Source organism: Streptomyces sp. NPDC030862, from assembly GCF_055571835.1.
Window position 1 is genome coordinate 439143 of the sequence record NZ_JBVIEN010000002.1, and the last position, 21193, is coordinate 460335.

Sequence of the window (21193 nt, forward strand, 5' to 3'; positions counted from 1 at the left end):
GGGGTGCGGCTCCTCATTTGTGGGGGCTTACTTCAGCCCGTTGCTGATCGCGCCGACCAGCTCGCCGTTGGCGGTGTCACCGCTGAACTCCCAGAAGAAGGCGCCGCCCAGGCCCTGGTTCTTCGCCCACGCCATCTTCCCGGTGATCGTCGCCGGAGTGTCGTAGCTCCACCAGTTGGTGCCGCAGTGCGCGTACGCCGTGCCCGCGACGGTGCCGTTGGCCGGGCAGGAGGCCTTGAGGACCTTGTAGTCCTCGATGCCCTGCTCGTACGTGCCGGCCGCCGGGCCCGTCGCCGTACCGCCCGGCTCCTTCTGGGTCACGCCGGTCCAGCCGCGCCCGTAGAAGCCGATGCCGAGGAGCAGCTTGGCGGACGGCACGCCCTTCGCCTTGAACTTGGCGATCGCCTCGGCGGAGTTGTAGCCCGCCTGCGGGATGCCCGGGTACGAGGTGAGGGGGGAGTGCGGGGCCGTCGGGCCCTTCGCCGCCCAGGCGCCGAAGAAGTCGTAGGTCATCACGTTGTACCAGTCGACGTACTGCGCGGCGGGGCCGTAGTCGGCCGCGTCGATCTTGCCGCCGGCGGAGGCGTCGGCGGTGACGGCTGCGGTGACCAGGTTGTTCGGGCCGAACTTCGCCCGCATCGCCTTCATCATGGTGCTGAAGGCCGCCGGACCGCTGGTGGTGTCACAGGACAGACCGCAGGCGTTCGGGTACTCCCAGTCCAGGTCGATGCCGTCGAAGACGTCGGCCCAGCGCGGGTCCTCCACCAGGTCGTAGCAGGACTGGGCGAAGGCGGTCGGGTTCTTCACGGCGTCGGGGAAGCCGCCGGACCAGGTCCAGCCGCCGAACGACCACAGCACCTTGATGTGCGGGTACTGGGCCTTGAGCTTGCGCAGCTGGTTGAAGTTGCCGCGCAGCGGCTGGTCCCAGGTGTCGGCCTTGCCGTCGACGGACTGGTCGGCGGTGTACGCCTTGTCGTAGTCGGCGAAGGCGTCGCCGATGGTGCACTTGCCGCCCTGGACGTTGCCGAAGGCGTAGTTGATGTGCGTGATCTTCTGCGCGGAGCCGGACGTCACCAGGTTCTTGACGTGGTAGTTGCGTCCGTAGACGCCCCAGTTGGTGAAGTAGCCCAGGTTGACCTTGGAGCCGGGGCCGGGACCGGGACCGGGGCCGGGGTCCGTGCCGCCACCGGTGGTGCGGACCGCGCGGGAGCCGCCGGCCGGGCCGGTCTGGCCGGCGGTGTCGCGGGCCTGGACGGCGTACGAGTAGTCCGTGCCGGCGGTCAGACCGGTGTCGGTGTACGTCAGGCCGGTGACGGTGGCGACCTTGGCGCCGTCGCGCAGCACGTCGTAGTTCTTGACGCCCTTGTCGTCGGTGGCCGCGGTCCAGCTGAGCTTCACCGAGGTGTCGGTGATGTCCGAGGCCGCGGGGGTGCCGGGCGCGGAGGGCGGGGCGTCACCGGGGACGGTGGGTCCGCCGTCGCACGAGCCGCCGTTCAGCTTGCAGCCGGTGGGCGAGCCGGTGCCGGTGCCGTTGAAGCCGAAGGAGACGGAGGCGCCGGGGGCGAGGGTGCCGTTCCAGCCGACGTTCTTGGCGGTCCAGTGGGTGCCGCTGTTGGTGACGGTGGCGTCCCAGGCGGAGGTGACCGACGTGCCGGAGGGGAAGTCCCACTCGACGGTCCAGGAGGAGAGGGTGGTCGTGCCGGTGTTCTTCACCGTCCACTTGCCCTCGAAGCCGGAGCCCCAGTCGGAGACCTTGGTGTACGAGGCGGTCGCGGAGGCCGCGGCCTGGGCGGGGGAGGCGAGGCCGACCATGGCGGCCAGCGGCAGCAGAAGGGCGGTGAGTCCGGCCGTGGCTCTGGCCCGGAATCGCGATCTGCGCGGGAGTGCTTGAGTGCTCAACGGTGCTCCTCAAGATGCGGACGGACATGGTGGGGGTCGGTTGAGTCCGTGAAAGGTGCGCGCCGTGAGCGTAGGAAGGTCTGGACCAATCGTCAATAGGTCCAGACCATTAGAGTTCGACTGTCGTTGGCCCCTGTGTCAGACGCCCAACTCCTGTGCCAGCACTGCCGCTTGCACCCTGCTGCGCAGCTCCAGCTTCCCCAGCAGGCGGCTGACGTGCGTCTTCACCGTGGCCTCGGCCATGTCGAGGCGTACCGCGATCTCCGCGTTCGACAGCCCCTCGCCCAGGCAGGACAGCACCTCGCGCTCGCGCCGCGTCAGCGCGTCGAGCGCGGCAGGGTCCGGGCCCGCGCCGTTCCGCGCCGACGGGCGCGACGGGCGCGACGGGGCCGCGAACTCCGCGATCAGGCGCCGCGTCACCGCCGGGGCGATCAGGCCCTCGCCGCGCGCCACCGTCCGTACCGCCTCGATCAGGTCCTTCGCCTCGGTGTTCTTCAGCAGGAAGCCGGCGGCCCCGGCGCGCAGGGCGCCGAAGACGTACTCGTCCAGGTCGAACGTCGTCAGGACGAGGACGTCGGCGAGGCCCTCGGTCACCACCTGCCGGGTCGCGGACACCCCGTCGAGCCGCGGCATCTGAACGTCCATCAGGACCAGGTCCGGCCGCAGCTCCCGCGCGAGCCGCACCGCCTCCTCGCCGTCCCGCGCCTCCCCGACCACCTCGACGTCCGGCGCGCTGCGCAGGATGAGCACCAGCCCGGCCCGTACCGCGCTCTGGTCCTCCGCGACGAGCACACGCACCCGCTGCCCGCGTCGGCTGTCCGTCATGCGTCCGGCTCCTTGTCGTCCTCCGTCACGGGCAGCTCCGCCCGTACCCGCCAGATCTTCTCGTCCCGCTCCACCACCGGGCCCGCCTCGAACTCCCCGCCCACGAGCGCGATCCGCTCCCGCATCCCCACCAGCCCGGCGCCCGAGCCCGGCACCCGCGGGCCGGGCCGGACGCCGTACGGGCTCGTCACCTCCACCGTCAGCGCGTGGTCGGCCGACCGCAGGACGACGGTGACCTCGCCGGGGTCGGCGTGCTTCAGCGCGTTCGTCAGCGACTCCTGGACGATGCGGTACGCCGCCAGCTCGACCGGTGCCGGCAACACGGTGTCCGGCGCGCGGCCGTCGAACAGCCGGAACGTCAGGCCGCTTCCGGCGCCGTTCGTCCGCGCGTGGCGCACCAGCGCGTCCAGGCCGTCGAGGGTCGGGGCGGGGGCGGGTTCGTCGTGGTCGCCCCGGTCGCGCAGCAGGCCGATGAGGCGGCGCATCTCCGCGAGGCCCTCGACGCTGTTCTCCCGGATGACGCCGAGCGCCTCCCGCGAGGTCTTCGGGTCGTCCAGCGACAGCGCGGCGGTGGAGTGGATCGCGATGGCGGACAGGTGGCCCGCCACCAGGTCGTGCAGCTCCCGCGCCATCCGGGCCCGCTCGGCGATCACCGCCTCCCGGCGGTCCCGCTCGGCCAGCAGCGCCGTCTGCTCCGCGCGCAGCCGCGCGGTGTCGGCGGCCTGCCGGTGGTTGCGGACGACCGCGCCGGTGATCGCCGGGAAGAACGAGATCAGGGCTGTGACCACCCCGATGAGCAGGGCGATCGGCTCCCGGTACCAGGCCAGGAAGCCGAGCGTCACCCCGATGGTGATCAGGCCGGTGGTGACCGGGATGCGCCGCGCCGAGGCGGGCGGGCCGTACACGACGGCCGCGTAGACGATGTCCGCGAACATCACGATGGTCATCAGGTTGCCGCGCGTGAACTGGTCCCCGACGACGGCGACCGTGCCGGCGACCAGCGCCGTGCGCGGCATGGTCCGGCGCACCAGCGCCAGCGCGGTCATCACGAGGAGCGGCACCAGCACCACCGCACCGGCCGGCAGCCCGGAGTTCGGCCCCTGCGCGTACAGCCCGAACGCCCACAGCACCAGGCCGCAGGTCAGCCCGGCCGCGGCGATCAGCACATCGGCGCGATGCGTACGGGGGAGTCTCACGGGTCCATCCAACACGGTGGCCCGCTCAGGGGCGTCCACGCGCGGGCGGAGCGTCGACTACATCGAAGGATGCAGTACCGATTCGTCACCGGCGACGACGCGCAGGCGGGCGCGGGCCGGGAGGCTGGAGAAGTACGGAAGGCCCGCCGGAGGGCCGCCGGAGGGAGAACTGCTGTGGTCGTCGCGCTGATCGTCATCTGTGAGGTCGGCTTCTGGGTGCTGCTGGCCGCCGGGCTCGCCACCCGCTACCTGCTGAAGATGCCCCGCACGGGCGCCGCGCTGCTGCTGTGCGAGCCGCTGCTGGAGGTCGTGCTGCTGGTCGCCACGGCGATCGACCTCAAGAACGGCGCCGAGCCGAGCTGGGAGCACGGCCTGGCCGCGCTCTACATCGGCTACACCGTCGGCCACGGCCACCGCACCGTCAAGTGGCTCGACGGCCACGCCGCCCACCGCCTCGGCGGCGGCCCCCGCCCGGTGCCGCCCCCGCGCTACGGCATGGCCCGCGCCCGCCACGAGGGCCGCATCTGGCTCGGCACCCTCGTGGGGGCGGTGGTCGCCACGGTCCTGCTGTGGCTGGCGATCCTGTACGTCGACGACCCCGGCCGCACCGGCACGCTCGTCGGCTGGATGGGCGCGGCGTGGCGGGCGGCCGGGATCCACGGCCTGATCGCCCTCTCGTACGCGATCTGGCCGAGGAAGGACCCCGAGGAGCCGCAGAAGCAGCCCGAACCGGTCCGCGTCGAGCGCCGGTAGCGGCAGTCAGCCGCGCTAGCGCTCTCCGCCCGGCACCCACAGCACGTCGCCGACCTCCTTGTTCGCCGTCCTGGCCAAGATGAACAGGAGGTCGGAGAGCCGGTTCAGGTACGTCGCCGTCAGGGCGTTCATCGTCTCCCCGTGCACCTCCAGCGCGGCCCACGTCGAGCGCTCGGCGCGACGGACGACCGTGCACGCCTGGTGCAGCAGCGCCGCGCCCGGCGTGCCGCCCGGGAGGATGAAGGAGCGCAGCTTCTCCAGGTCCTCCAGGAAGCGGTCGCAGTCCGCCTCCAGCTTGTCGATGTACGACTGCTCCACGCGCAGCGGCGGGTACTCCGGGTCCGGAACGACCGGGGTCGCCAGGTCCGCGCCCACGTCGAACAGGTCGTTCTGGACGCGGACGAGGACCTTGACGACGTCCGCGTCGAGCTTCCCCAGCGCGATCGCCGTACCGATGACGGCGTTGGCCTCGTTGGCGTCGGCGTACGCCGCGATCCGCAGATCGGTCTTGGCGGTCCGGCTCATGTCGCCGAGCGCCGTCGTGCCCTTGTCGCCGGTGCGCGTGTAGATGCGCGTCAGATTGACCATACGGCCACCCTAGTTACGCCCCGGCCTTCCGGAACACCCGTGTGCCCACCGTCACGGCCAGCCCCGCGAACGCGACCGCGACCAGCACCCCGTACAGCATCGCCGTACTCGCGTACTCCCCGACGTACGCCGCCCGCACCGCGTCCACCAGGTAGCGGAACGGCATGAGGTGCGACAGCCCGTCCAGCCAGGCCGGGGCCAGCGCCATCGGCAGCATCAGGCCCGACAGCAGCATCGACGGCATGGTGACGGCGTTGATGACCGGTCCGAACTCGTGGGGTGCCGAGACCTTCATCGCCAGCGCGTACGACAGCGAGGCCAGCGCCATCGTCAGGACGGCGACGAAGCCGAAGCCGATGAGGACCCCGCCGAGCGGCGCCCGCAGGCCCATCGCGACCGCCGCCAGCACCAGCAGCACCGCCTGGAAGACGAGGAGTGCCGCGTCCCGCAGGACCCGCCCCAGCAGCAGGGCGAGGCGGCTGGCCGGTGTGACGCGCATCCGCTCCACCACGCCCGTCTGCTTCTCCACGATGATCGAGAAACCGGCGAACGACGCCCCGAAGAGCCCCAGCTGGAGCAGCAGCCCGGGGACGAGCACCTGCCACGAGTCGCCCTCCGTGCCGAGCGGCAGCCCGGTGAGCAGCGGCCCGAAGAAGAGCAGGTACAGCAGCGGCATCAGCACGCCGAAGAGCATGTGGAACTTCGAGCGCAGCGTCGCGCGGGCGTACCGCCCGAAGACGAGCGCGGTGTCGTGCAGCAGCAAGGCAGGCTCCTAGACCGCGAGGGGTGTGGGGTCGGCGGGCGCGGGGCGGCGCCCGGTGATGGCGAGGAAGGCGTCCTGGAGGGACGCGTCCGCCGAGCCGGCGTACCGCTCCTTGAGCTCCGCCGGGGTGCCCTCGGCGACCACCACGCCCTTGTCGACGACGACGAGCCGGTCCGCGAGCGCATCCGCCTCGTCGAGGTAGTGGGTGGTGAGGAAGACGGTGGTGCCGTGCTCGTCGCGCAGCCGCCGCACCAGCCGCCACAGGTCCGCCCGGCTGCCGGGGTCGAGGCCGGTGGTCGGCTCGTCGAGGAAGAGCACCTCGGGGCGGTGGACGAGCCCGAGCGCGATGTCGAGCCGCCGTCGCTGCCCGCCGGAGAGGGCCGCGCACGGCCGGTCGAGCAGCTCGGCGAGGTCCAGCTCGCGCGCGAGCTCCTCGGCGCGGGCGGCCGCCTCGGCCTTGGACAGCCGGTAGAGGCGGCCCTGGGTGACGAGCTCCTCGCGTACCGAGATCTGCGGGTCGACGCCGCCGGACTGGGCGACGTACCCGATCTTCTGCCGTACGCCGGCGGGGTCGGCGACCAGGTCGCGCCCGGCGACCGTGGCGGCGCCGCCGGTCGGCGGGAGCAGCGTGGTGAGCATCCGCAGGGTGGTGGTCTTGCCGGCCCCGTTGGGGCCGAGGAAGCCGAGGATCTCGCCGGGCCGCACGGTCAGGTCGACGCCGCGCACGGCTTCGACGGATCCGTTGCGGGTGCGGAAGGTGTGGGCCAGTCCGGCCGCGCTGATGATGGGCATGACCCCAGAAAACCAGAGCGACTTAAAGATTGCAATGACTCCAAGTTTTCAGTGTGCCCAGGAAAGCTAGGATGAGGGCATGACGACCAGCGGGGAGCCGAGCGGGGCGAGCGAGGGGCGCGAGGGACGTGGGACGCCCGAGGCGCCCGAGGGGCTGAGGGAGCGTAAGAAGAGGCAGGCCAGGCGCCACATCTCCGATGTCGCTACGGGCCTGTTCCTGGAGCGCGGCTTCGACGCGGTGACGATCGCCGAGATCGCCCGCGCCGCCGACGTGTCCGTCAACACGGTCTACAACTACTTCCCCGCCAAGGAGGACCTCTTCCTCGACCGGAGCGAGAACCTCGTCGACCGGGTCTCCCGCTGGGTCAGGGGCCGGCGCCCGGGGGAGTCGGGCGCCGAAGCCGTCCTGCGCGAGCTGCGCGAGGCGGTCGAGGGCCTCTCCAACGCCGTCGGGCTCTTCCCCGGCTACGCCGACTTCATGCAGGTCATCCTGGACGCGCCCACCCTGCGCTCCCGCCTCTGGGAGATCCAGGGGCAGGCCCTGGAGAACCTGGAGCGCACCGTGCGGGCGGAGGTCGGCGCGGACGACGCCGACCCCGTGCCCCTCCTCGTCGCCGGCCAGCTCAACTGGCTGCACTCCACCCTCATGCGCTGGATCACCGCCCAGATGCTGCGCCGCCGCGACCCCGCCGAGGTCTCGCGCGAAGCGCTCGTCCTCCTCGACGAGATGGAGGAGCTGCTGGGCGAGAAGGTGCTCACCTATGGGGCGAAAAGCCGGGGATGACCCGCCGGAAGTCTCACCTGACGGGCCGTATCAGTGTGATGTCCGTCATGTGAGACGTGACGCGCATCTCTTCGCCGCCACACGGGCGCCGCCGGACGCTAACCTCCCGCCGAAGGGCCGAAAAGTAAACAGGCGTTAAGGGGTAGAACGTGGCCAGGAAGCTCGCCGTCATCGGGGCCGGACTCATGGGATCCGGAATCGCGCAGGTCTCGGCCCAGGCGGGCTGGGAGGTCGTGCTGCGTGACGTCACCGACGCGGCCCTGACCCGCGGTACGGACGGCATCAAGGCGTCGTACGACAAGTTCGTCTCCAAGGGCAAGCTGGACGCCGCCGACGCCGAGGCCGCGCTCGCCCGGATCACCACGACCACCGACCTCGACGCGGTCGCCGACGCCGACATCGTCGTCGAGGCGGTCTTCGAGAAGCTGGAGGTCAAGCACGACATCTTCCGTACGCTCGACAAGCTCGTACGCGACGACGCCGTGCTCGCCTCCAACACCTCCGCCATCCCGATCACCAAGATCGCCGCCGTGACGGAACGCCCGGAGCGCGTCGTCGGCACGCACTTCTTCTCGCCCGTCCCGATGATGCAGCTGTGCGAGCTGGTGCGCGGCTACAAGACGAGCGACGAAACCCTCGCCACCGCCCGCGAGTTCGCCGAGTCCGTCGGCAAGACCTGCATCGTCGTCAACCGCGACGTCGCCGGGTTCGTGACGACCCGTCTCATCTCCGCGCTCGTCGTCGAGGCGGCGAAGCTGTACGAGTCGGGCGTCGCCTCCGCCGAGGACATCGACATCGCCTGCAAGCTCGGCTTCGGGCACGCCATGGGCCCGCTCGCCACCGCCGACCTGACGGGCGTCGACATCCTGCTGCACGCCACCGGCAACATCTACACCGAGACCCAGGACGAGAAGTTCGCGCCGCCGGAGCTGATGCGCCGGATGGTGGACGCCGGTGACATCGGCCGCAAGAGCGGGCAGGGCTTCTACAAGCACTGAACCGTGTCGGCGGTTACGCCATCACCCCGAGGGGTGAATTCGGTATCGGTTCGCTTACAAGGCGCAACTGCTCCACCGGTACGGCAGTCAGTTGATGCATAGAAAGAACCTGACGACCACAGCACCATCACAGCACTCTCGGGGAGCGCATATGCATATCAGGGGCGACCACGCCGAGCTGGTCGTCGGGGGCCGCCTCGACGTCCGCAGCGCGGCGGACGCCCGTACGGTCCTGCACTCGGCCGTCGACGACGGCGCCGGCGACCTGGTGCTCGACCTGACCGGCCTCGACTCCTGGGACGCCACCGGACTCGGGGTCATCATGGGTGCTCACCGGCGTGCGGGCCGCTGCGGCCGCCGGCTGGTGCTGCGGGGCGTACCGCCCCAGATGCAGCGCCTGCTGGTGGCCACCCGGCTGCACCGCATCCTCGCCATCGAGGGCGGCATCGCCGCCGAAACGTTGCCCCGCGTCTGACACCGGGCGGCCCGTCGCAGGCCGCGGCCGTACGCCACAGGCGCACAATCCTCACAAGACCGTGACGTCTTGGGCGGCACGGCACCCCGGCGCTTCCTCGATACTGGGCGAACGTCTAGGGTTCGGTCGCCTGCCGAATGACGAACCCACCGGCGGGCACCGGACCAGAAGCGCCAGCGGCGTGCGGAACGGCCGGGAGGGACTTCGGCGCGCACCGCTTTTGGGGGCACACACCATGAACCCGATGAACCGAGGGCCGGCTGAGTACGGCCACGACAAGGACGACAACGGCACCGGCGGCGACGGTTCCCACCGCGCCCACTCCGCGTCGCGCGACGACGCGGCGCCGCGCGAACGCGGCGGTGAACGCGGTGCCGAGCGGGGGCTGCCGGCCGGCCCCGCCCGTACCGCCCAGATCGTCGCGGGCGACCTGCTGCTCACCGTCAACCCGATAGACGGCAGCGAGATCGAACCGTGTCCGCCCGGCCGGCAGCCCGCACCACCGGGCCGCCGCACCGCCGAGGAGCGCGTCGAACGGGCCCGCGCCGCGGGCCCGCCCGTGCCCCCCGGCCCCGCCGCCCGCCACCTGACGCTGCTGGAGCGCCAGGAGGAGCGCGAGCGGCTGGTACGGCTCCTCGCGCGCGGCCGCTCCGTCCGGCTGACCGGGCCCCACGGCTCCGGCCGCACCGCGCTGCTCGACGCCGTCGCGACCGACTGCGCCGACCTCGCCCCCGACGGCGTCGTACGGCTCAGCGGCCATCGCCGCACGGCCGCCGAGCTGCTGTACGAGCTCTACGCCACCGTGTACCGCGCGCCCGGGCAGCGACCCGACCGCGCGGGGCTGCCGGCCGCCGTGCGGGAGATCGGCGCCGTCGTGGTCGTCGACGACCTCGAGTTCGGCGGCACCGCGCTGGACGAGCTGCTCGACGCCGCGCCCGAGTGCGCCTTCCTGCTCGCCACCACGCCCGACGTCGCCGCGCCCTCGCCCGACTCGCACCTCGAAGAGGTCTTCCTGAGCGGGCTCGGCCGGGGCTCGGTCCTGGAGCTGCTGGAGCGCGGCGTCGACCGGGCGCTCACCGACGAGGAGGCGAACTGGGCGGCGGACCTCTGGTTCGAGTCCGAGGGCCTGCCCCTGCGCTTCGTCCAGGCCGGCGCCCTGCTGCGGCAGCGCGACGAGCTGAGCGCGGGCGCCGGGACCGGGACCGGGAACGCGGACGCGGACGAGGACGGCGACCCGGAGCTCGCGGACGACGCGTCCGGCGACGCCGACGTCTTCACCGGCACCCGAACCCTCCCGCTGCCGACGCTCGCCGAAGGCGCCGCGCCCGCAGCCCTGCTCGCCTCCCGGCTCTCCGAGTCGGCGCGCGAGACCCTGCGCTTCGCGGTCGCCCTCGGCGGCGAGGTGCCGCACCAGGCACACCTGCCGGCGCTGGTCGGCGACACCCACGCGGACGCCGCCCTCGCCGAGCTGCTCGGCTGCGGGCTGCTCACCCCGGTCGGCTCGCGCCACCGGCTCGCCTCCGGGGTGCTCGCCCAGCTCACCCGCAGCGGGTACGACAAGGGCGCGGTCGCCCGCGCCCACACCGCCGCACAGCACTACGCCTGGTGGGCCGCGCACCCGTCGGTCACCTCCGAGCGGGCCTCGGTCGAGGCGGACGCGGTGCTCGCCGCGATGGCCGCGCTGGTGCCCGGGGGAGAGGCCGGCCACGCGAGCGCGGCCGTGCTGCTGGCGCGCAGCGCGGCGCCCGCCTTCGCGGCCGGGCTGCACTGGGCCGCCTGGGAGCGGGCGCTGCGCACCGGCCAGGAAGCAGCCCGCATTTCGGGCGAAGTGGCCGAAGAAGCCTATTTCCACCACGAGTTGGGTGTCCTCGCGCTCTGCTCCGGGAACCTCGACCGGGCCCGCGCCGAGCTGGAGGCGTCCATCGGCATGCGCGGCGCGCTCGCCGACAAGCGCGGCACGGTCGCCGGGCGCCGGGCCCTGGCCCTGGTCGCCGACCGCGAACGGGGCGCGCTGTCGGCCGGCCGTACGACGGCGGGCGAAGCGGCGCGGCGCGAAGGGGCGGAGGCCCCGGCCGGCGGCGTACCGACCCCGGCCGGCGGCCTCGCAGCCCTTCCGTACCTGCCGGGCCTGTCGCGCGAGACCCCCTCCGGCGCCCTGCGCAAGGACGCTCCCGGTACGCCGGGGGCGGCGCCCGGCGCAGCGGGTGCGCGGCCGGGGCAGGCCGCCCTGGGCGCCGGGCCCCTGGGTGGCGGGCCCCTGGGTGGCGGGCCCCGCCCGTCCGCGCCCGGCTCCGCGCCGTCCGGACCCTCGGGACCCGGGACTTCCGGGCCCGGCTCTGCGGGGCCTGGTTTCTCGCGGCCCGGTGCTTCGCGCCCCGGCCTCTCCGGGCTCGGCGCCTCCGCGCGGCGCACCCTGCTCACCGGCGCCCGGCGCAATCTCGTCGCGGCGAGCGCGGGCGCGCTCCTCGCCGCCGTGCTCGGCACGGTCGTCACGCTCGGCGCCACCTCGGGCGGCGAGGAGGACGAGGGCGGCTCGGGCCGCGTCACCTCCGACCAGACGGCCACCGTGGACGACGGCAACGGCGGCGGCTCGGACACCGAGGAGCCCGGCCAGGACTCCACCCGCGACCCCGCCGACGGCTCCACCGGAGGCTCCGGCGGCACCGGCGGTACGGGCGGCTCCGGCGGCCCCGGCGCCTCGGCCCGGCCGGGCGAGTCGGGCTCGGCGGGCAACCCGACCGCTCCGGGCGGCGGCACCCCCTCCGCGACGACCGGCTCGACGTCGACCAGTGGCACCTCGCCGACGTCCGGCGGCAGCAGCTCCACGTCGACCGGCGGCAGCTCCTCGCCCAGCAGCACCGGCGGCGGCAGCTCCTCGCCGGCCACCACCGGCGGCAGCAGCGGCGACCCCTCGCCGAGCACCTCCGGCGGCAGCACCACCTCGCCGGCGCCGACCACGAGCGGCGGCTCCACGACGGGCGACGCCGGCAGCAGCACGAGTGGCTCCACCACGGGCGACCCCACGACCGGGGGCACGGCGGACGGCGGCGCCGACAGCGGCGGCACCGACACCACGAGCGGCGGCGCGGGTGGCGGAACCACCGGCGGCGGCGCCGACACCACCGGCGGTACGACGACGACCGACGGGGGCGCGCCCAGCAGCTCCTGAGGCGCGGAACGCGCGAAAGGCCCCGGGCGACGAGTTCAGTCGCCCGGGGCCTTCCGCGTACCGCCGGTCAGAGAAGTCGGGAACGGCTCAGAACAGCCGCAGCTTGTCGTCCTCGATGCCACGCAGCGCGTCGTAGTCCAGCACCACGCACCCGATCCCGCGGTCCGTCGCCAGCACGCGCGCCTGCGGCTTGATCTCCTGCGCGGCGAAGATGCCCCGCACCGGTGCCAGGTGCGGGTCGCGGTTGAGCAGCTCCAGATAGCGCGTGAGCTGCTCCACACCGTCGATCTCGCCGCGCCGCTTGATCTCCACGGCGACCGTGGCGCCGTCCGCGTCGCGGCAGAGGATGTCCACGGGGCCGATGGCAGTGGGGTATTCGCGCCGGATCAGCGCATAACCGTCCCCCAATGTCTCGATCCTGTCGGCGAGGAGCTCCTGGAGGTGCGCTTCCACGCCGTCCTTGATGAGGCCGGGGTCCACACCGAGCTCGTGCGACGAGTCGTGGAGGATCTCCTCCATCGTGATGATCAGTTTCTCGCCCGCTTTGTTCACGACCGTCCACACGCTGTCGTCACCCTCCTTGAGGGTGCACGGCGGGGACATCCAGTTGAGCGGTTTGTACGCCCGGTCGTCCGCGTGAATGGAGACGCTGCCGTCTGCCTTGACGAGGATCAGACGGGGGGCGGAGGGCAGGTGGGCGGTGAGCCGGCCCGCGTAGTCCACGGAGCAGCGGGCGATGACGAGACGCATGGTGCGCAACGCTACAAGACACCCGCTCTTCCGCGCGATTCGGTCCTAAACCCCCGTACGTACATGGCCGGTTGTGGCCCCATTCTCCTGGTGCGCTCCGGACAGCGCGCTTACCGTGGACGCGGGAGGTCGTCGCCCGGGCACTCTGCGTGGCGTACGGGGCGTCCTCCTTCCCTGCCCGTAAGGCCTCGGTTCCGTCCGGGGCCGCGAGAGGAGAACCCATGTCGCTCGACGTCTCACCGGCGCTGTTGGAACAGGCCGAGCGAGGCGAGGTCGACGAAGCCGACTTCGTCGACTGCGTCCGGACCTCCCTGCCCTACGCATGGGAGATGATCAGCTCGCTGGTGGCCCAGCTGAAGGTGGACGGCGGCGCGTTCGCCGACAACCAGACGCCGCCGCCGGACGAGCAGGCGCGCGGCCAGCTGCTGCGTGCGCTCGCGAGTGACGCGATCCGGGGTGCGCTCCAGCGGCACTTCGGGGTCCGTCTGGCGTTCCAGAACTGCCACCGCGTCGCGGTGTTCCCGCTGGACTCCTCGGTGGACGAGCGGTACACCCGCTTCACTTCCGTACGGGCCCAGCTGCTGAACCAGTCGCCGACACTGCGCGACTGCTGAGCCCGTGCTGCCGCTCCGCCTCGCGGGAGGCGCGCCTCGCACCGGGGCGGCAGCACCGATGGCCTCGGCACCGATGGCCTCAAGCCTCACGGCCTCGTGCCTCACGGGTTCAGGTGAGGAGCGGCAGCACCTCCGAGCCCAGCCGCCGTACGTTCTCCTCCGTGGCCAGGACGTCCCCCGAGCCCTCGACGAGCAGCGCGAAGCGCGTGATGCCCGTCCGCTCCGACGTCGCCGCGAGCCGGTCCGCCGCCCCTCGGGCCGTCCCCACCGGGTGCAGCCGGCACAGCAGCTCCGTGTACGCGACCGGGTCGCGCATCGCACGGTGCCGCCCGTCGACCGTCACATGGGCGTCCAGCCCCTGCTTCAGCCAGCCGGGCATCGCCTTCAGCAGCGCCTGGGCCGCGTCCGCAGCCCGGTCCGCGAGCTGCGCCACACCCGCCGAGACGTGCCCGGCGGCGGCGCGGGCGATCACCTCGGGAGGATGTCCGGCGGCGCGCGCCTCCGCCCGCCACAGCGCGACCATCTCCGCCTTCTCGTCGTCGCCGCAGTGCATGCCGAGCAGCATCGGCAGCGCCCGCTCGGCGGCCAGCCGTACGCTCGCGGGCGAGGTGCACGCGAGGACGGTCTCGGGGACCGGGTCGCCGTCGATCAGCTCGTCCGCCCTCGGGACGACGGTCACCTCGCGGAACCGGTGGCGCGGCCCGTCCGCCCCCACGCGCGGCTCGCGCAGCCAGCGCAGCAGCAGGTCCAGCGACTCCGGGAAGTCCCGCTCGTACGCCGCGAGGCCCGAGCCGAAGACCTCCAGGTCGACCCAGGGCCCGCCCCGGCCGACGCCGAGCGTGAACCGGCCCCCGGACGTGACGTGCAGCAGCGCAGCCTGCTCGCCGAGCGTGACGGGGTGGGTGGTCGGCAGGACGCTGACCGCCGTGCCGACGCGGATCCGGCGGGTGCGGCCCAGCAGCAGCGCGGCGAGGGTGACGGCCGAGGGGCACACGCCGTACGGGACGAAGTGGTGCTCGGCGAGCCAGACCGAGTCCAGCCCGGCCTCTTCGGCGACCTCGGCCGAGCGGATCGCGCGGTGCAGCGTTTCGCCCTGTCCCTGGCCGGGAAACTGGGCGGCCAGTACGAAAGTTCCCACACGCATCGCCTGATGCCTCCTAGAGCGGCCGACGCGACTCCCCTCACGGGCAACAACGCCTGGCAGGTGCCAAAGGCAACGGCCAACGGGCAAGTTGTTCTGATTTTCCGCTAACTGCCTCTGTCGTAGGCTTGACCGACCCGATTCGTGCCCGCCAAGTGAGGTGTCCCGTGTCTCCGCGCCGCAACCGCCCCCGTGGCGGCGAGAAGCCGAACGAGCGCGCCGCCGAGACGGGCGACCGGTACGGCGGTTTCCAGCGCAGCGAGACCTGGCAGGGCGAGGACTGGGCCGTCCGGCACGTGGCGGGCGCGAGCGCCGCGGGCAAGCGGTACCGGTGCCCCGGCTGCGACCAGGAGATCCCCTCCTCGGTTCCGCACGTGGTGGCGTGGCCGTCCTCGTACGGCGGCGTGGAGGACCGGCGCCACTGGCACAAGGCGTGCTGGAACGCGAAGGACCGCCGCACCACGCGGGTGCAGCGGTCCCGTAACGCGCCCCGGTACTAACCCGGACGGGTGAAGGTCTGTCTGTCGTGTGCCGGTGTCAGACGTCCCGTTTGTCGAGCGCGAGGAAGGCGCCGACCATGGCCACCGCCGTCACGCCCAGCATGATCCACAGCGGCTCCCAGCCGGACGGGCCGGTCTCGGTGACGGCGTTGTCGTAGAGGACGCCGAGCTGGCTCGGGATCGAGTACTCGAAGAGGGCCTGCCGCACGTCCTGGAGCGACTCCGCGACCATGAACAGCGCCAGGACCAGGGGCAGCAGGACGATGCCGAGCATCACGGTGATCGCGCCGGCCGAGTGGCGCAGCAGCGCGCCGACGGCGAGCGACAGCAGGCCGAGCGTCGCCACGTACAGGCCGACACCGACGGTGGCGCGGAACCAGTCCTCGCCGGTCGACGTGCCCGAGGCGACGATCGCGGTCTGGATCGCTCCGACGAGCGCGGCGACGGTGGTGGTGACCAGGAAGACCACCAGGAAGAAGACGATCGACTTCGCGGCGAGCACGCGGGCGCGGCTGGGGCACGCGGTCAGGGTCGTACGGATCATGCCGGTGCCGTACTCGGAGGAGATGGTGAGCACGCCCAGCGTGATCACGCAGATCGAGCCCAGCAGCACGCCGAAGAAGCCGAGCGGGAGCACGGACTCGCCTTCGAGGTCCGTGTTGGTGCCGGCCACGGCGAAGGCGGAGAGCAGGCCGATGCCGATCATCAGCAGGATCATCACGCCGAGCGTCCACATCGTGGACCGGACGGATCGGATTTTGGTCCACTCGGAGGCGAGCGCGTCCCCGAGGTGGGCGCGGCGGACGGGGATGGGGGAGCTGTAGGAGTAGGGCGGGGTGGTCATCGGGCGTCCTCGGGGTCGCTCTTGGTCAGGGAGGCCGGGGCGGGCGGGGCGACGGGCGGCTGCGCGGGCGGCGCCGGCGGTGCGGCGGGCGGTGCCGCCTGGGGGGCCGGGGCGCCGGGAGCCGGGGCGCTCGGGGCGCTCGGGGCCGGGGCGCCGGCCGCGTACGGGTTCTGTACGGGCGGCGGCGGGGCGTACCAGCCCTGCTGCGGCACCTCGGGGACCGCCGGCGGCGCGTACCCGCCCATCACCTGCTGCTGCGGCGGCGGCTGCATGAGCCCGGACCGCTGGTCGATGGTGGAGCGGTAGTCCACGGCTCCCTGCGTGAGCCGCATGTACGCCTCCTCCAGCGAGGCCTGGTGCGGCGACAGCTCCCAGAGCCGTACGTCCGCGTCGTGCGCGAGGTCGCTGATGCGCGGCAGCGGCAGCCCGGTCACGCGCAGGGCGCCGTCCGGCTCCGACATGACCTGCCCGCCGGCCTCGGCGAGCACGCCCATCAGCTTGTCCCGCTGCGCGGGCTCCGTCTGCGGCGTACGCACGCGCGCGAAGTCGGCGGAGTTGGCCGAGATGAAGTCCTTGACGCTCATGTCGGCGAGCAGCTGCCCGCGCCCGATCACGATCAGGTGCTCGGCGGTCAGCGCCATCTCGCTCATCAGGTGCGACGACACGAAGACGGTCCGGCCCTCGGCGGCGAGCGCCTTCATCAGGTTGCGCACCCAGAGGATGCCCTCGGGGTCCAGGCCGTTGACGGGCTCGTCGAAGAGCAGCACCTGCGGGTCGCCGAGCAGCGCGGCCGCGATGCCGAGCCGCTGCCCCATGCCGAGCGAGAAGCCCTTCGACCGCTTCTTCGCCACGTCCTGGAGCCCGACGACGCCGAGCACCTCGTCGACCCGCCGCGCCGGGATCCCGGCGAGCTGTGCCAGCGACAGCAGGTGGTTGCGCGCACTGCGCCCACCGTGGACGGCCTTGGCGTCCAGCAGCGCGCCGACCTGCCGGGGCGCGTTCGGCAGCTTGCGGAAGGGGTGCCCGCCGATGGTGACGTGGCCGGCCGTCGGCTGGTCCAGGCCCAGGATCATGCGCATGGTCGTCGACTTCCCGGAGCCGTTGGGCCCCAGGAAGCCGGTGACGGTGCCGGGCCGCACCTGGAAGGAAAGGTTGTACACGGCCGTCTTGGCGCCGTAGCGCTTCGTCAGGCCGACTGCCTCGATCATTCTCCAGCCCCATCGACAGGTCAGCTCAAGTCAGGGCGCGTAGCCCCCGTAGGAGGTAAGAGCGTATCGAGCGCTTGACGGTTCCGGCCAAGCCGTAAAAGCTGCGCAGCTGGCCGACGGCGGAGCGCAGCGGGCCGGGCGCTCTGCGTAAGGGCGTGGTTCCGGTGGGCTGGACCTGGGCCCCTGTGGTTGGCCGCCCGCGCGGTGTTGCGGCGCGGGCCGCCCTCCTTTCCCGAGAGTCGCGGCCTCCGGCGCCCTGTCAAGGGCGCTCCCGTCGGTCGCGTCGGCTGCGCCGATGGGCTTCGCCCACCCTTGACAGGCCGCCTCCACCCGCGGTTTTTCTCTCGGGAGGGCGGCCGGGGGTGAGGGCCGGCGGCGGAGGTCTGCTGATGGCGGGGGCGCGCTGCCGAGTGGCGGGCCGGTGGGTGGTGGTGCGCGGCGGCGGAATGGGGTGGCCCGGGTCGGCTCAGCGGCTGCGACCCGTGGGTCGGCCGGGTCCAGGACCTCGCTTCTGCCCGGTGGTGGTGTCGGGTCGCTGGGGCCGGGTCGGCGACTGCAGTCCGGTGGCCGGCTGGGGTACAGGCTGGTAGGTGGTCGGGGCCCCGGTCAGGGCCCGGCCTTGAGGAGGGCGACACACACGTGGGACGGGGGCGGTGCGCCAACCGACCGGACTGGGCCGTGAGGGCGTCGCGGGGCCGGACATATCGGCTTATTCGGGGCGTGGTGGTGAATGAGTGGGCAGTTTGCTCCATCGGTTCTAGTCAGCTGCCCTTCTTCGGACACCGGTCAGTGCCCCCGGGCCCCGGGTGCCAAAACGTTCGACCGCGAAGCCGAGTGCGCGGGGTTGAGCCTCTCGGGGGCACCCCGCCTCAACCACCCGCCTGTACCGCAGCCGGCCACCGGGCCGCAGCCGCCAAGCAGAGATCAGCCGCCCCATTCCACTGCCGCGCATCCACGCCCACGCTCCCGCTGCCCGGCAGCGGGCCCGCACCCCAGCAGACCTCCGCCGGGGCCCTCACCCCAGGGCCGCCCTCCGCGTGTGCAAAGGCGGGTGGAGGCGGTCCGTCAAGGGTGGGCGAAGCCCATCGCGAAGCGACGCGACCAACGGGAGCGCCCTTGACGGGTCGCTGGAGCCCGCCACACTCGGAGCGAGGGCGGCCCCGCACCGCGACCAATCGCAGCCACCCCACCCCTACGAGCCGGAAAGGCGCGGCTGCGTGAACTCCGCCTGCGCCTTCGGTGCCAGTTCGCACCACAGGAGCTTGCCGTTCCGGCCGAACAGGTCGTCGCCCAACGGGTAACCGCCCCAGTTGTCCGCGTACATGTGCACCAGCAGCAGCCCGCGCCCGCTGTCCGCGTCTGACGGAGCGAGGGCGGGCTGCCGCATGCCCGCGGGGCGGTCGAAGGGAGCTGGGATGTACGGGTTGGTGTCCCACACGCTGATCCGGAGCCAGCCGCCCTCCATGTGCCGCAGCCGCAGCGTCGCCGGGCCGTCGGAGTGCCGGTACGCGTTGGTGACGAGCTCGCACGCCACGAGCTCGGCGGTGTCCGTGAGTTCATCCATGCCGTGACCGGCGAGCACTGCCCGTAGGGTCATCCGGGCCACGCGTGGTGCGCGGGGGTTGTGGGGAATCTGGAGGAGGTACGACCACGGGGCATGCGGGGATACGGTGTCCACGGAAGTCTCCTGTGGGGAGGTGGGGTTGGATCACTCGACGACGGGACCGCGCGGTGGCCTTGCCGCGGGACGCGGTGCGCTTCCGCCTTGCTGGTCGGGCCAGTTGAGTGGCTTGAGTCACACCGTAGGGCAGTTGCTGGTATACCTACCAGCGATTTGCTGAGAACCATCTCAACTCCCCACCTGTGGGTGACACACCGGTACGGATGTGTGAGGAGAACGGAGAACCGTGGCGCCCAGCACCACCCCCACGCTCCGCCAGCAGCGACTTGGCACGGAGCTGCGCAAGCTGCGGGAGCAGGCCGGACTCACATCGACCGGCGCCGCCCAACTGCTCGGCGTCAACCAGGCGCGTATCAGCAGCATCGAGTCGGGCCGCTACGCGGTGAGCGCCGAACGTGTACGCGCCTTCGCCCGCACGTACGCGTGCACCGACGAGGCACTGATAGAGGCGCTGTGCGACATGACCGGTGGCCGCACCCGGGGATGGTGGGACGCGTACCGGGAGCACCTTCCCGCCCGGTTGGTCGACGTCGCCGAACTCGAGCACCACGCGACCGAGTTGCGTGTCGCCCTAGTGATCCACATCCCGGCGCTCCTGCAGACGGCCGACCACGCGCGGGCGCTGTTCAGCGAGGTCGTCCCACCCTTCTTGCCGTACGAGGCGGAACACCGCCTCTCCCATCGCATCAAGCGTCAGGCCGTGCTCCACCGGGACCCGCCCATCCCGTACACCGCCCTCATTCACGAGGCCGCGCTGCGCATGGGATTCGGCGGTTCGAAAGTCGCCCGCGCACAGCTCCAGCACATCATCGACATGAGCGAGCGTGACAACGTCACGGTCCGCGTACTTCCGTTCGGCAGTGGCGCGTTCCCGGGAACCGGGCAGTCCATCGACTATGCGTACGGCCCTGTGTCACAGCTCGACACCGTGCAGGTCGACACCCACTTCGGGTGTGAGTTCGTCGACGCGGAAGCTCAGCTCGTCAAGTTCCGGTCCGTTCTCGACCGCATGGAGGCGGCGAGCCTCAAGCCGGCGGAGACACGGGACTTCATCCATCGGCTGGCCCACGAGGTCTGAGAGGTAGTCACACGTGCACGCGTACCAGTGGCGGAAGTCGTCTTACAGCGGTGACGGTACGAACTGCGTTTGTCTCGCCACCGCCCCCGACGGCACCGTCCTGCTCCGGGACAGCAAGGCGCCCGCGCGGCTCGTCGCCGCGAGCGCCGAGGCCGTGAGCCGGTTCGTGGGGGCCATCGCGGCGGGGTGGTTCGACGGGCCGCACGGTCGAGCCTGATCACGTTGTCGTCACGCCGGGATCCCGATTGCGCACACGTGATCACCCAACTTTTACAACTGCCTAATGTTGACGCAGTCGCGACAAGCGGCAACCCCCCAGCGAAAGTTGCGTCATGCGAAGCACCCTCGTCCGCCGTACCGCCGTCGCCGCCACCGCGGTTTCCCTGGCCGTGCTGGCCACCGCCTGCAGCGGCTCGGCCGAGAAGGGCGGGGACGCGGGGCAGAAGGGCGACAAGGGCAAGGCGTCCGCGCCTGCCGAGGCGTCCGGTGCGAAGGCGCCGTCCTCCGCCGAGCTGGAGAAGCTCGCGCTCGTCGAGGGGGACGTGGAGCTGCACGAGGTGAAGCCGGCGACCGCCGCCGAGAAGATCACGGCCGCCGAGATCACGACCGACAAGCCGGAGTGCCTCGCCGTCGCCCACGCGGTGGCCGGCCTGGCGCAGGGGCAGCCCGTGGGGACCACCGAGGCGCGGCGGGTGACCGAGAAGCCCGAGAAGAACAAGAAGGCGGTTGAGGGAGGCGACATCATGGCGGCGTTCAACCTGACGACCACCCAGGTCGTCCTCGGCTCGTACGACGGCAAGGGCGCCGAGGGGGCCTTCGCGGCGCTGCGCAAGTCGGCGGCCGACTGCGCCGGCGGGTTCACCACCACGTGGAAGGGCGAGCAGTCGAAGGTGGCCAAGGTCACCGAGCTCAAGGCCGCCGGTGGCGACGAGGCCGCCGCCTGGGGTGTCGCCCTCGATCAGGAGGGCGAGACGGTGACGTACAAGATCACCGCCGTGCGCAAGGGCGCCGTGATCGGGTCCTTCTCCTCGTTCAACCTCATCAGCGCGCAGGGCAAGGACTTCCCGCTGCCCACCGCCGTCATCGAGGCGCAGGTCGCCAAGCTCGGCTGAGGGCCGCCGGGAGCCGAAGACGT

21 protein-coding genes are annotated in these 21193 nt (G+C 72.4%); 10 read left to right on the forward strand and 11 right to left on the reverse strand.

The features are described from left to right. Positions 1–27 precede the first annotated feature (27 nt). The 3 genes from ACZ42X_RS06285 to ACZ42X_RS06295 all read right to left on the reverse strand — a co-directional run bounded on the left by ACZ42X_RS06285 (position 28) and on the right by ACZ42X_RS06295 (position 3920). Positions 28–1812 carry a glycosyl hydrolase family 18 protein gene (locus ACZ42X_RS06285; RefSeq protein WP_468285622.1) on the reverse strand — a complete coding sequence of 595 codons (1785 nt, stop codon included), beginning with the start codon at positions 1810–1812 and terminating at the stop codon, positions 28–30. 225 nt (positions 1813–2037) lie between these two features. After that, a complete protein-coding gene (locus tag ACZ42X_RS06290; RefSeq protein WP_468284812.1) occupies positions 2038–2724 on the reverse strand; it encodes a response regulator in 687 nt (228 codons plus the stop codon). Continuing rightward, the gene (locus tag ACZ42X_RS06295; protein ID WP_468284814.1) at positions 2721–3920 is read right to left on the reverse strand and encodes a sensor histidine kinase; all 1200 of its coding nucleotides are present in this window, start codon (positions 3918–3920) and stop codon (positions 2721–2723) included. Before ACZ42X_RS06295 ends, ACZ42X_RS06290 begins: the two co-directional genes overlap by 4 nt. A 174-nt stretch (positions 3921–4094) precedes the next feature. Here ACZ42X_RS06295 and ACZ42X_RS06300 point away from each other — a divergent pair, with 174 nt between their 5' ends. Beyond that, positions 4095–4673 (forward strand): hypothetical protein, encoded by a 579-nt coding sequence (locus ACZ42X_RS06300; RefSeq protein ID WP_468285625.1) that lies wholly within the window; start codon positions 4095–4097, stop codon positions 4671–4673. Between the two features lie 15 nt (positions 4674–4688). Here ACZ42X_RS06300 and ACZ42X_RS06305 read toward each other — a convergent pair whose 3' ends face one another. From ACZ42X_RS06305 to ACZ42X_RS06315, 3 genes are read right to left on the reverse strand one after another with little or no spacing between them, the layout of a single operon-like run. Continuing rightward, on the reverse strand, positions 4689–5261 hold the full coding sequence (locus ACZ42X_RS06305) for a cob(I)yrinic acid a,c-diamide adenosyltransferase (RefSeq protein WP_361418998.1): 573 nt from the start codon (positions 5259–5261) through the stop codon (positions 4689–4691). Positions 5262–5274: 13 nt separating this feature from the next. Continuing rightward, positions 5275–6024 (reverse strand): ABC transporter permease, encoded by a 750-nt coding sequence (locus tag ACZ42X_RS06310; protein ID WP_468284816.1) that lies wholly within the window; start codon positions 6022–6024, stop codon positions 5275–5277. A 9-nt stretch (positions 6025–6033) separates the two neighbouring features. Further along, on the reverse strand, positions 6034–6816 hold the full coding sequence (locus ACZ42X_RS06315) for an ATP-binding cassette domain-containing protein (protein ID WP_468284818.1): 783 nt from the start codon (positions 6814–6816) through the stop codon (positions 6034–6036). Positions 6817–6895: 79 nt separating this feature from the next. On the opposite strand from ACZ42X_RS06315, the gene ACZ42X_RS06320 reads away from it, so the two are divergent. The 4 genes from ACZ42X_RS06320 to ACZ42X_RS06335 all read left to right on the forward strand — a co-directional run bounded on the left by ACZ42X_RS06320 (position 6896) and on the right by ACZ42X_RS06335 (position 12242). Continuing rightward, on the forward strand, positions 6896–7600 hold the full coding sequence (locus ACZ42X_RS06320; protein WP_468284820.1) for a TetR/AcrR family transcriptional regulator: 705 nt from the start codon (positions 6896–6898) through the stop codon (positions 7598–7600). A 149-nt stretch (positions 7601–7749) separates the two neighbouring features. Further along, positions 7750–8598 (forward strand): 3-hydroxyacyl-CoA dehydrogenase family protein, encoded by an 849-nt coding sequence (locus ACZ42X_RS06325; protein WP_361418986.1) that lies wholly within the window; start codon positions 7750–7752, stop codon positions 8596–8598. A gap of 151 nt (positions 8599–8749) precedes the next feature. After that, positions 8750–9073 carry an STAS domain-containing protein gene (locus ACZ42X_RS06330; RefSeq protein ID WP_031073773.1) on the forward strand — a complete coding sequence of 108 codons (324 nt, stop codon included), beginning with the start codon at positions 8750–8752 and terminating at the stop codon, positions 9071–9073. Between the two features lie 235 nt (positions 9074–9308). Then, the gene (locus ACZ42X_RS06335; protein ID WP_468284822.1) at positions 9309–12242 is read left to right on the forward strand and encodes an ATP-binding protein; all 2934 of its coding nucleotides are present in this window, start codon (positions 9309–9311) and stop codon (positions 12240–12242) included. A gap of 87 nt (positions 12243–12329) precedes the next feature. Here the strand turns inward: ACZ42X_RS06335 and nucS are convergent, their stop codons facing one another. Next, positions 12330–12992 carry an endonuclease NucS gene (gene nucS, locus ACZ42X_RS06340; RefSeq protein ID WP_361418980.1) on the reverse strand — a complete coding sequence of 221 codons (663 nt, stop codon included), beginning with the start codon at positions 12990–12992 and terminating at the stop codon, positions 12330–12332. Positions 12993–13213: 221 nt separating this feature from the next. Here nucS and ACZ42X_RS06345 point away from each other — a divergent pair, with 221 nt between their 5' ends. Further along, positions 13214–13606, forward strand: coding sequence for an SCO5389 family protein (locus tag ACZ42X_RS06345; RefSeq protein ID WP_361418978.1), 393 nt, complete (start codon positions 13214–13216; stop codon positions 13604–13606). Positions 13607–13715: 109 nt separating this feature from the next. On the opposite strand, the gene ACZ42X_RS06350 is transcribed toward ACZ42X_RS06345, so the two are convergent. Further along, positions 13716–14750 carry an LLM class flavin-dependent oxidoreductase gene (locus ACZ42X_RS06350; protein WP_468284825.1) on the reverse strand — a complete coding sequence of 345 codons (1035 nt, stop codon included), beginning with the start codon at positions 14748–14750 and terminating at the stop codon, positions 13716–13718. A gap of 164 nt (positions 14751–14914) precedes the next feature. On the opposite strand from ACZ42X_RS06350, the gene ACZ42X_RS06355 reads away from it, so the two are divergent. Beyond that, entirely contained in the window at positions 14915–15247 is a 333-nt protein-coding gene (locus ACZ42X_RS06355) for an ATP/GTP-binding protein (protein WP_468284826.1), read from the forward strand. A 37-nt stretch (positions 15248–15284) separates the two neighbouring features. On the opposite strand, the gene ACZ42X_RS06360 is transcribed toward ACZ42X_RS06355, so the two are convergent. The 3 genes from ACZ42X_RS06360 to ACZ42X_RS06370 form a co-directional block, all read right to left on the reverse strand. Continuing rightward, a complete protein-coding gene (locus tag ACZ42X_RS06360; RefSeq protein WP_468284828.1) occupies positions 15285–16091 on the reverse strand; it encodes an ABC transporter permease in 807 nt (268 codons plus the stop codon). After that, entirely contained in the window at positions 16088–17299 is a 1212-nt protein-coding gene (locus ACZ42X_RS06365) for an ABC transporter ATP-binding protein (RefSeq protein WP_468284829.1), read from the reverse strand. The genes ACZ42X_RS06360 and ACZ42X_RS06365 overlap by 4 nt, the downstream gene beginning before the upstream one ends. A gap of 1192 nt (positions 17300–18491) precedes the next feature. Beyond that, a complete protein-coding gene (locus ACZ42X_RS06370) occupies positions 18492–18896 on the reverse strand; it encodes an ATP-binding protein (protein ID WP_468285628.1) in 405 nt (134 codons plus the stop codon). Between the two features lie 310 nt (positions 18897–19206). Between ACZ42X_RS06370 and ACZ42X_RS06375 the strand changes: the two genes are divergently transcribed. The 3 genes from ACZ42X_RS06375 (at position 19207) to ACZ42X_RS06385 (ending at position 21170) form a co-directional block, all read left to right on the forward strand. Continuing rightward, on the forward strand, positions 19207–20058 hold the full coding sequence (locus ACZ42X_RS06375) for a helix-turn-helix domain-containing protein (protein WP_468284831.1): 852 nt from the start codon (positions 19207–19209) through the stop codon (positions 20056–20058). A gap of 13 nt (positions 20059–20071) precedes the next feature. Next, complete coding sequence (locus tag ACZ42X_RS06380) at positions 20072–20275, forward strand: DUF397 domain-containing protein (RefSeq protein ID WP_468284833.1); 204 nt, start codon at positions 20072–20074, stop codon at positions 20273–20275. Between the two features lie 115 nt (positions 20276–20390). After that, positions 20391–21170, forward strand: a complete 780-nt coding sequence (locus ACZ42X_RS06385; RefSeq protein WP_468284835.1) for a hypothetical protein — start codon at positions 20391–20393, stop codon at positions 21168–21170. The last annotated feature ends 23 nt before the right edge of the window (positions 21171–21193 follow it).

Excerpts from the sequence above, each read along its gene's own strand:
- ACZ42X_RS06285 (WP_468285622.1), bottom strand. The coding sequence starts at position 1,812 with ATGGTCGGCCTCGCCTCCCCCGCCCAGGCCGCGGCCTCCGCGACCGCC.
- ACZ42X_RS06290 (WP_468284812.1), bottom strand. The coding sequence starts at position 2,724 with ATGACGGACAGCCGACGCGGGCAGCGGGTGCGTGTGCTCGTCGCGGAG.
- ACZ42X_RS06305 (WP_361418998.1), bottom strand. The coding sequence starts at position 5,261 with ATGGTCAATCTGACGCGCATCTACACGCGCACCGGCGACAAGGGCACG.
- ACZ42X_RS06315 (WP_468284818.1), bottom strand. The coding sequence starts at position 6,816 with ATGCCCATCATCAGCGCGGCCGGACTGGCCCACACCTTCCGCACCCGC.
- ACZ42X_RS06320 (WP_468284820.1), top strand. The coding sequence starts at position 6,896 with ATGACGACCAGCGGGGAGCCGAGCGGGGCGAGCGAGGGGCGCGAGGGA.
- ACZ42X_RS06330 (WP_031073773.1), top strand. The coding sequence starts at position 8,750 with ATGCATATCAGGGGCGACCACGCCGAGCTGGTCGTCGGGGGCCGCCTC.
- ACZ42X_RS06335 (WP_468284822.1), top strand. The coding sequence starts at position 9,309 with ATGAACCCGATGAACCGAGGGCCGGCTGAGTACGGCCACGACAAGGAC.
- nucS (WP_361418980.1), bottom strand. The coding sequence starts at position 12,992 with ATGCGTCTCGTCATCGCCCGCTGCTCCGTGGACTACGCGGGCCGGCTC.
- ACZ42X_RS06345 (WP_361418978.1), top strand. The coding sequence starts at position 13,214 with ATGTCGCTCGACGTCTCACCGGCGCTGTTGGAACAGGCCGAGCGAGGC.
- ACZ42X_RS06350 (WP_468284825.1), bottom strand. The coding sequence starts at position 14,750 with ATGCGTGTGGGAACTTTCGTACTGGCCGCCCAGTTTCCCGGCCAGGGA.
- ACZ42X_RS06360 (WP_468284828.1), bottom strand. The coding sequence starts at position 16,091 with ATGACCACCCCGCCCTACTCCTACAGCTCCCCCATCCCCGTCCGCCGC.
- ACZ42X_RS06365 (WP_468284829.1), bottom strand. The coding sequence starts at position 17,299 with ATGATCGAGGCAGTCGGCCTGACGAAGCGCTACGGCGCCAAGACGGCC.
- ACZ42X_RS06370 (WP_468285628.1), bottom strand. The coding sequence starts at position 18,896 with ATGACCCTACGGGCAGTGCTCGCCGGTCACGGCATGGATGAACTCACG.
- ACZ42X_RS06385 (WP_468284835.1), top strand. The coding sequence starts at position 20,391 with ATGCGAAGCACCCTCGTCCGCCGTACCGCCGTCGCCGCCACCGCGGTT.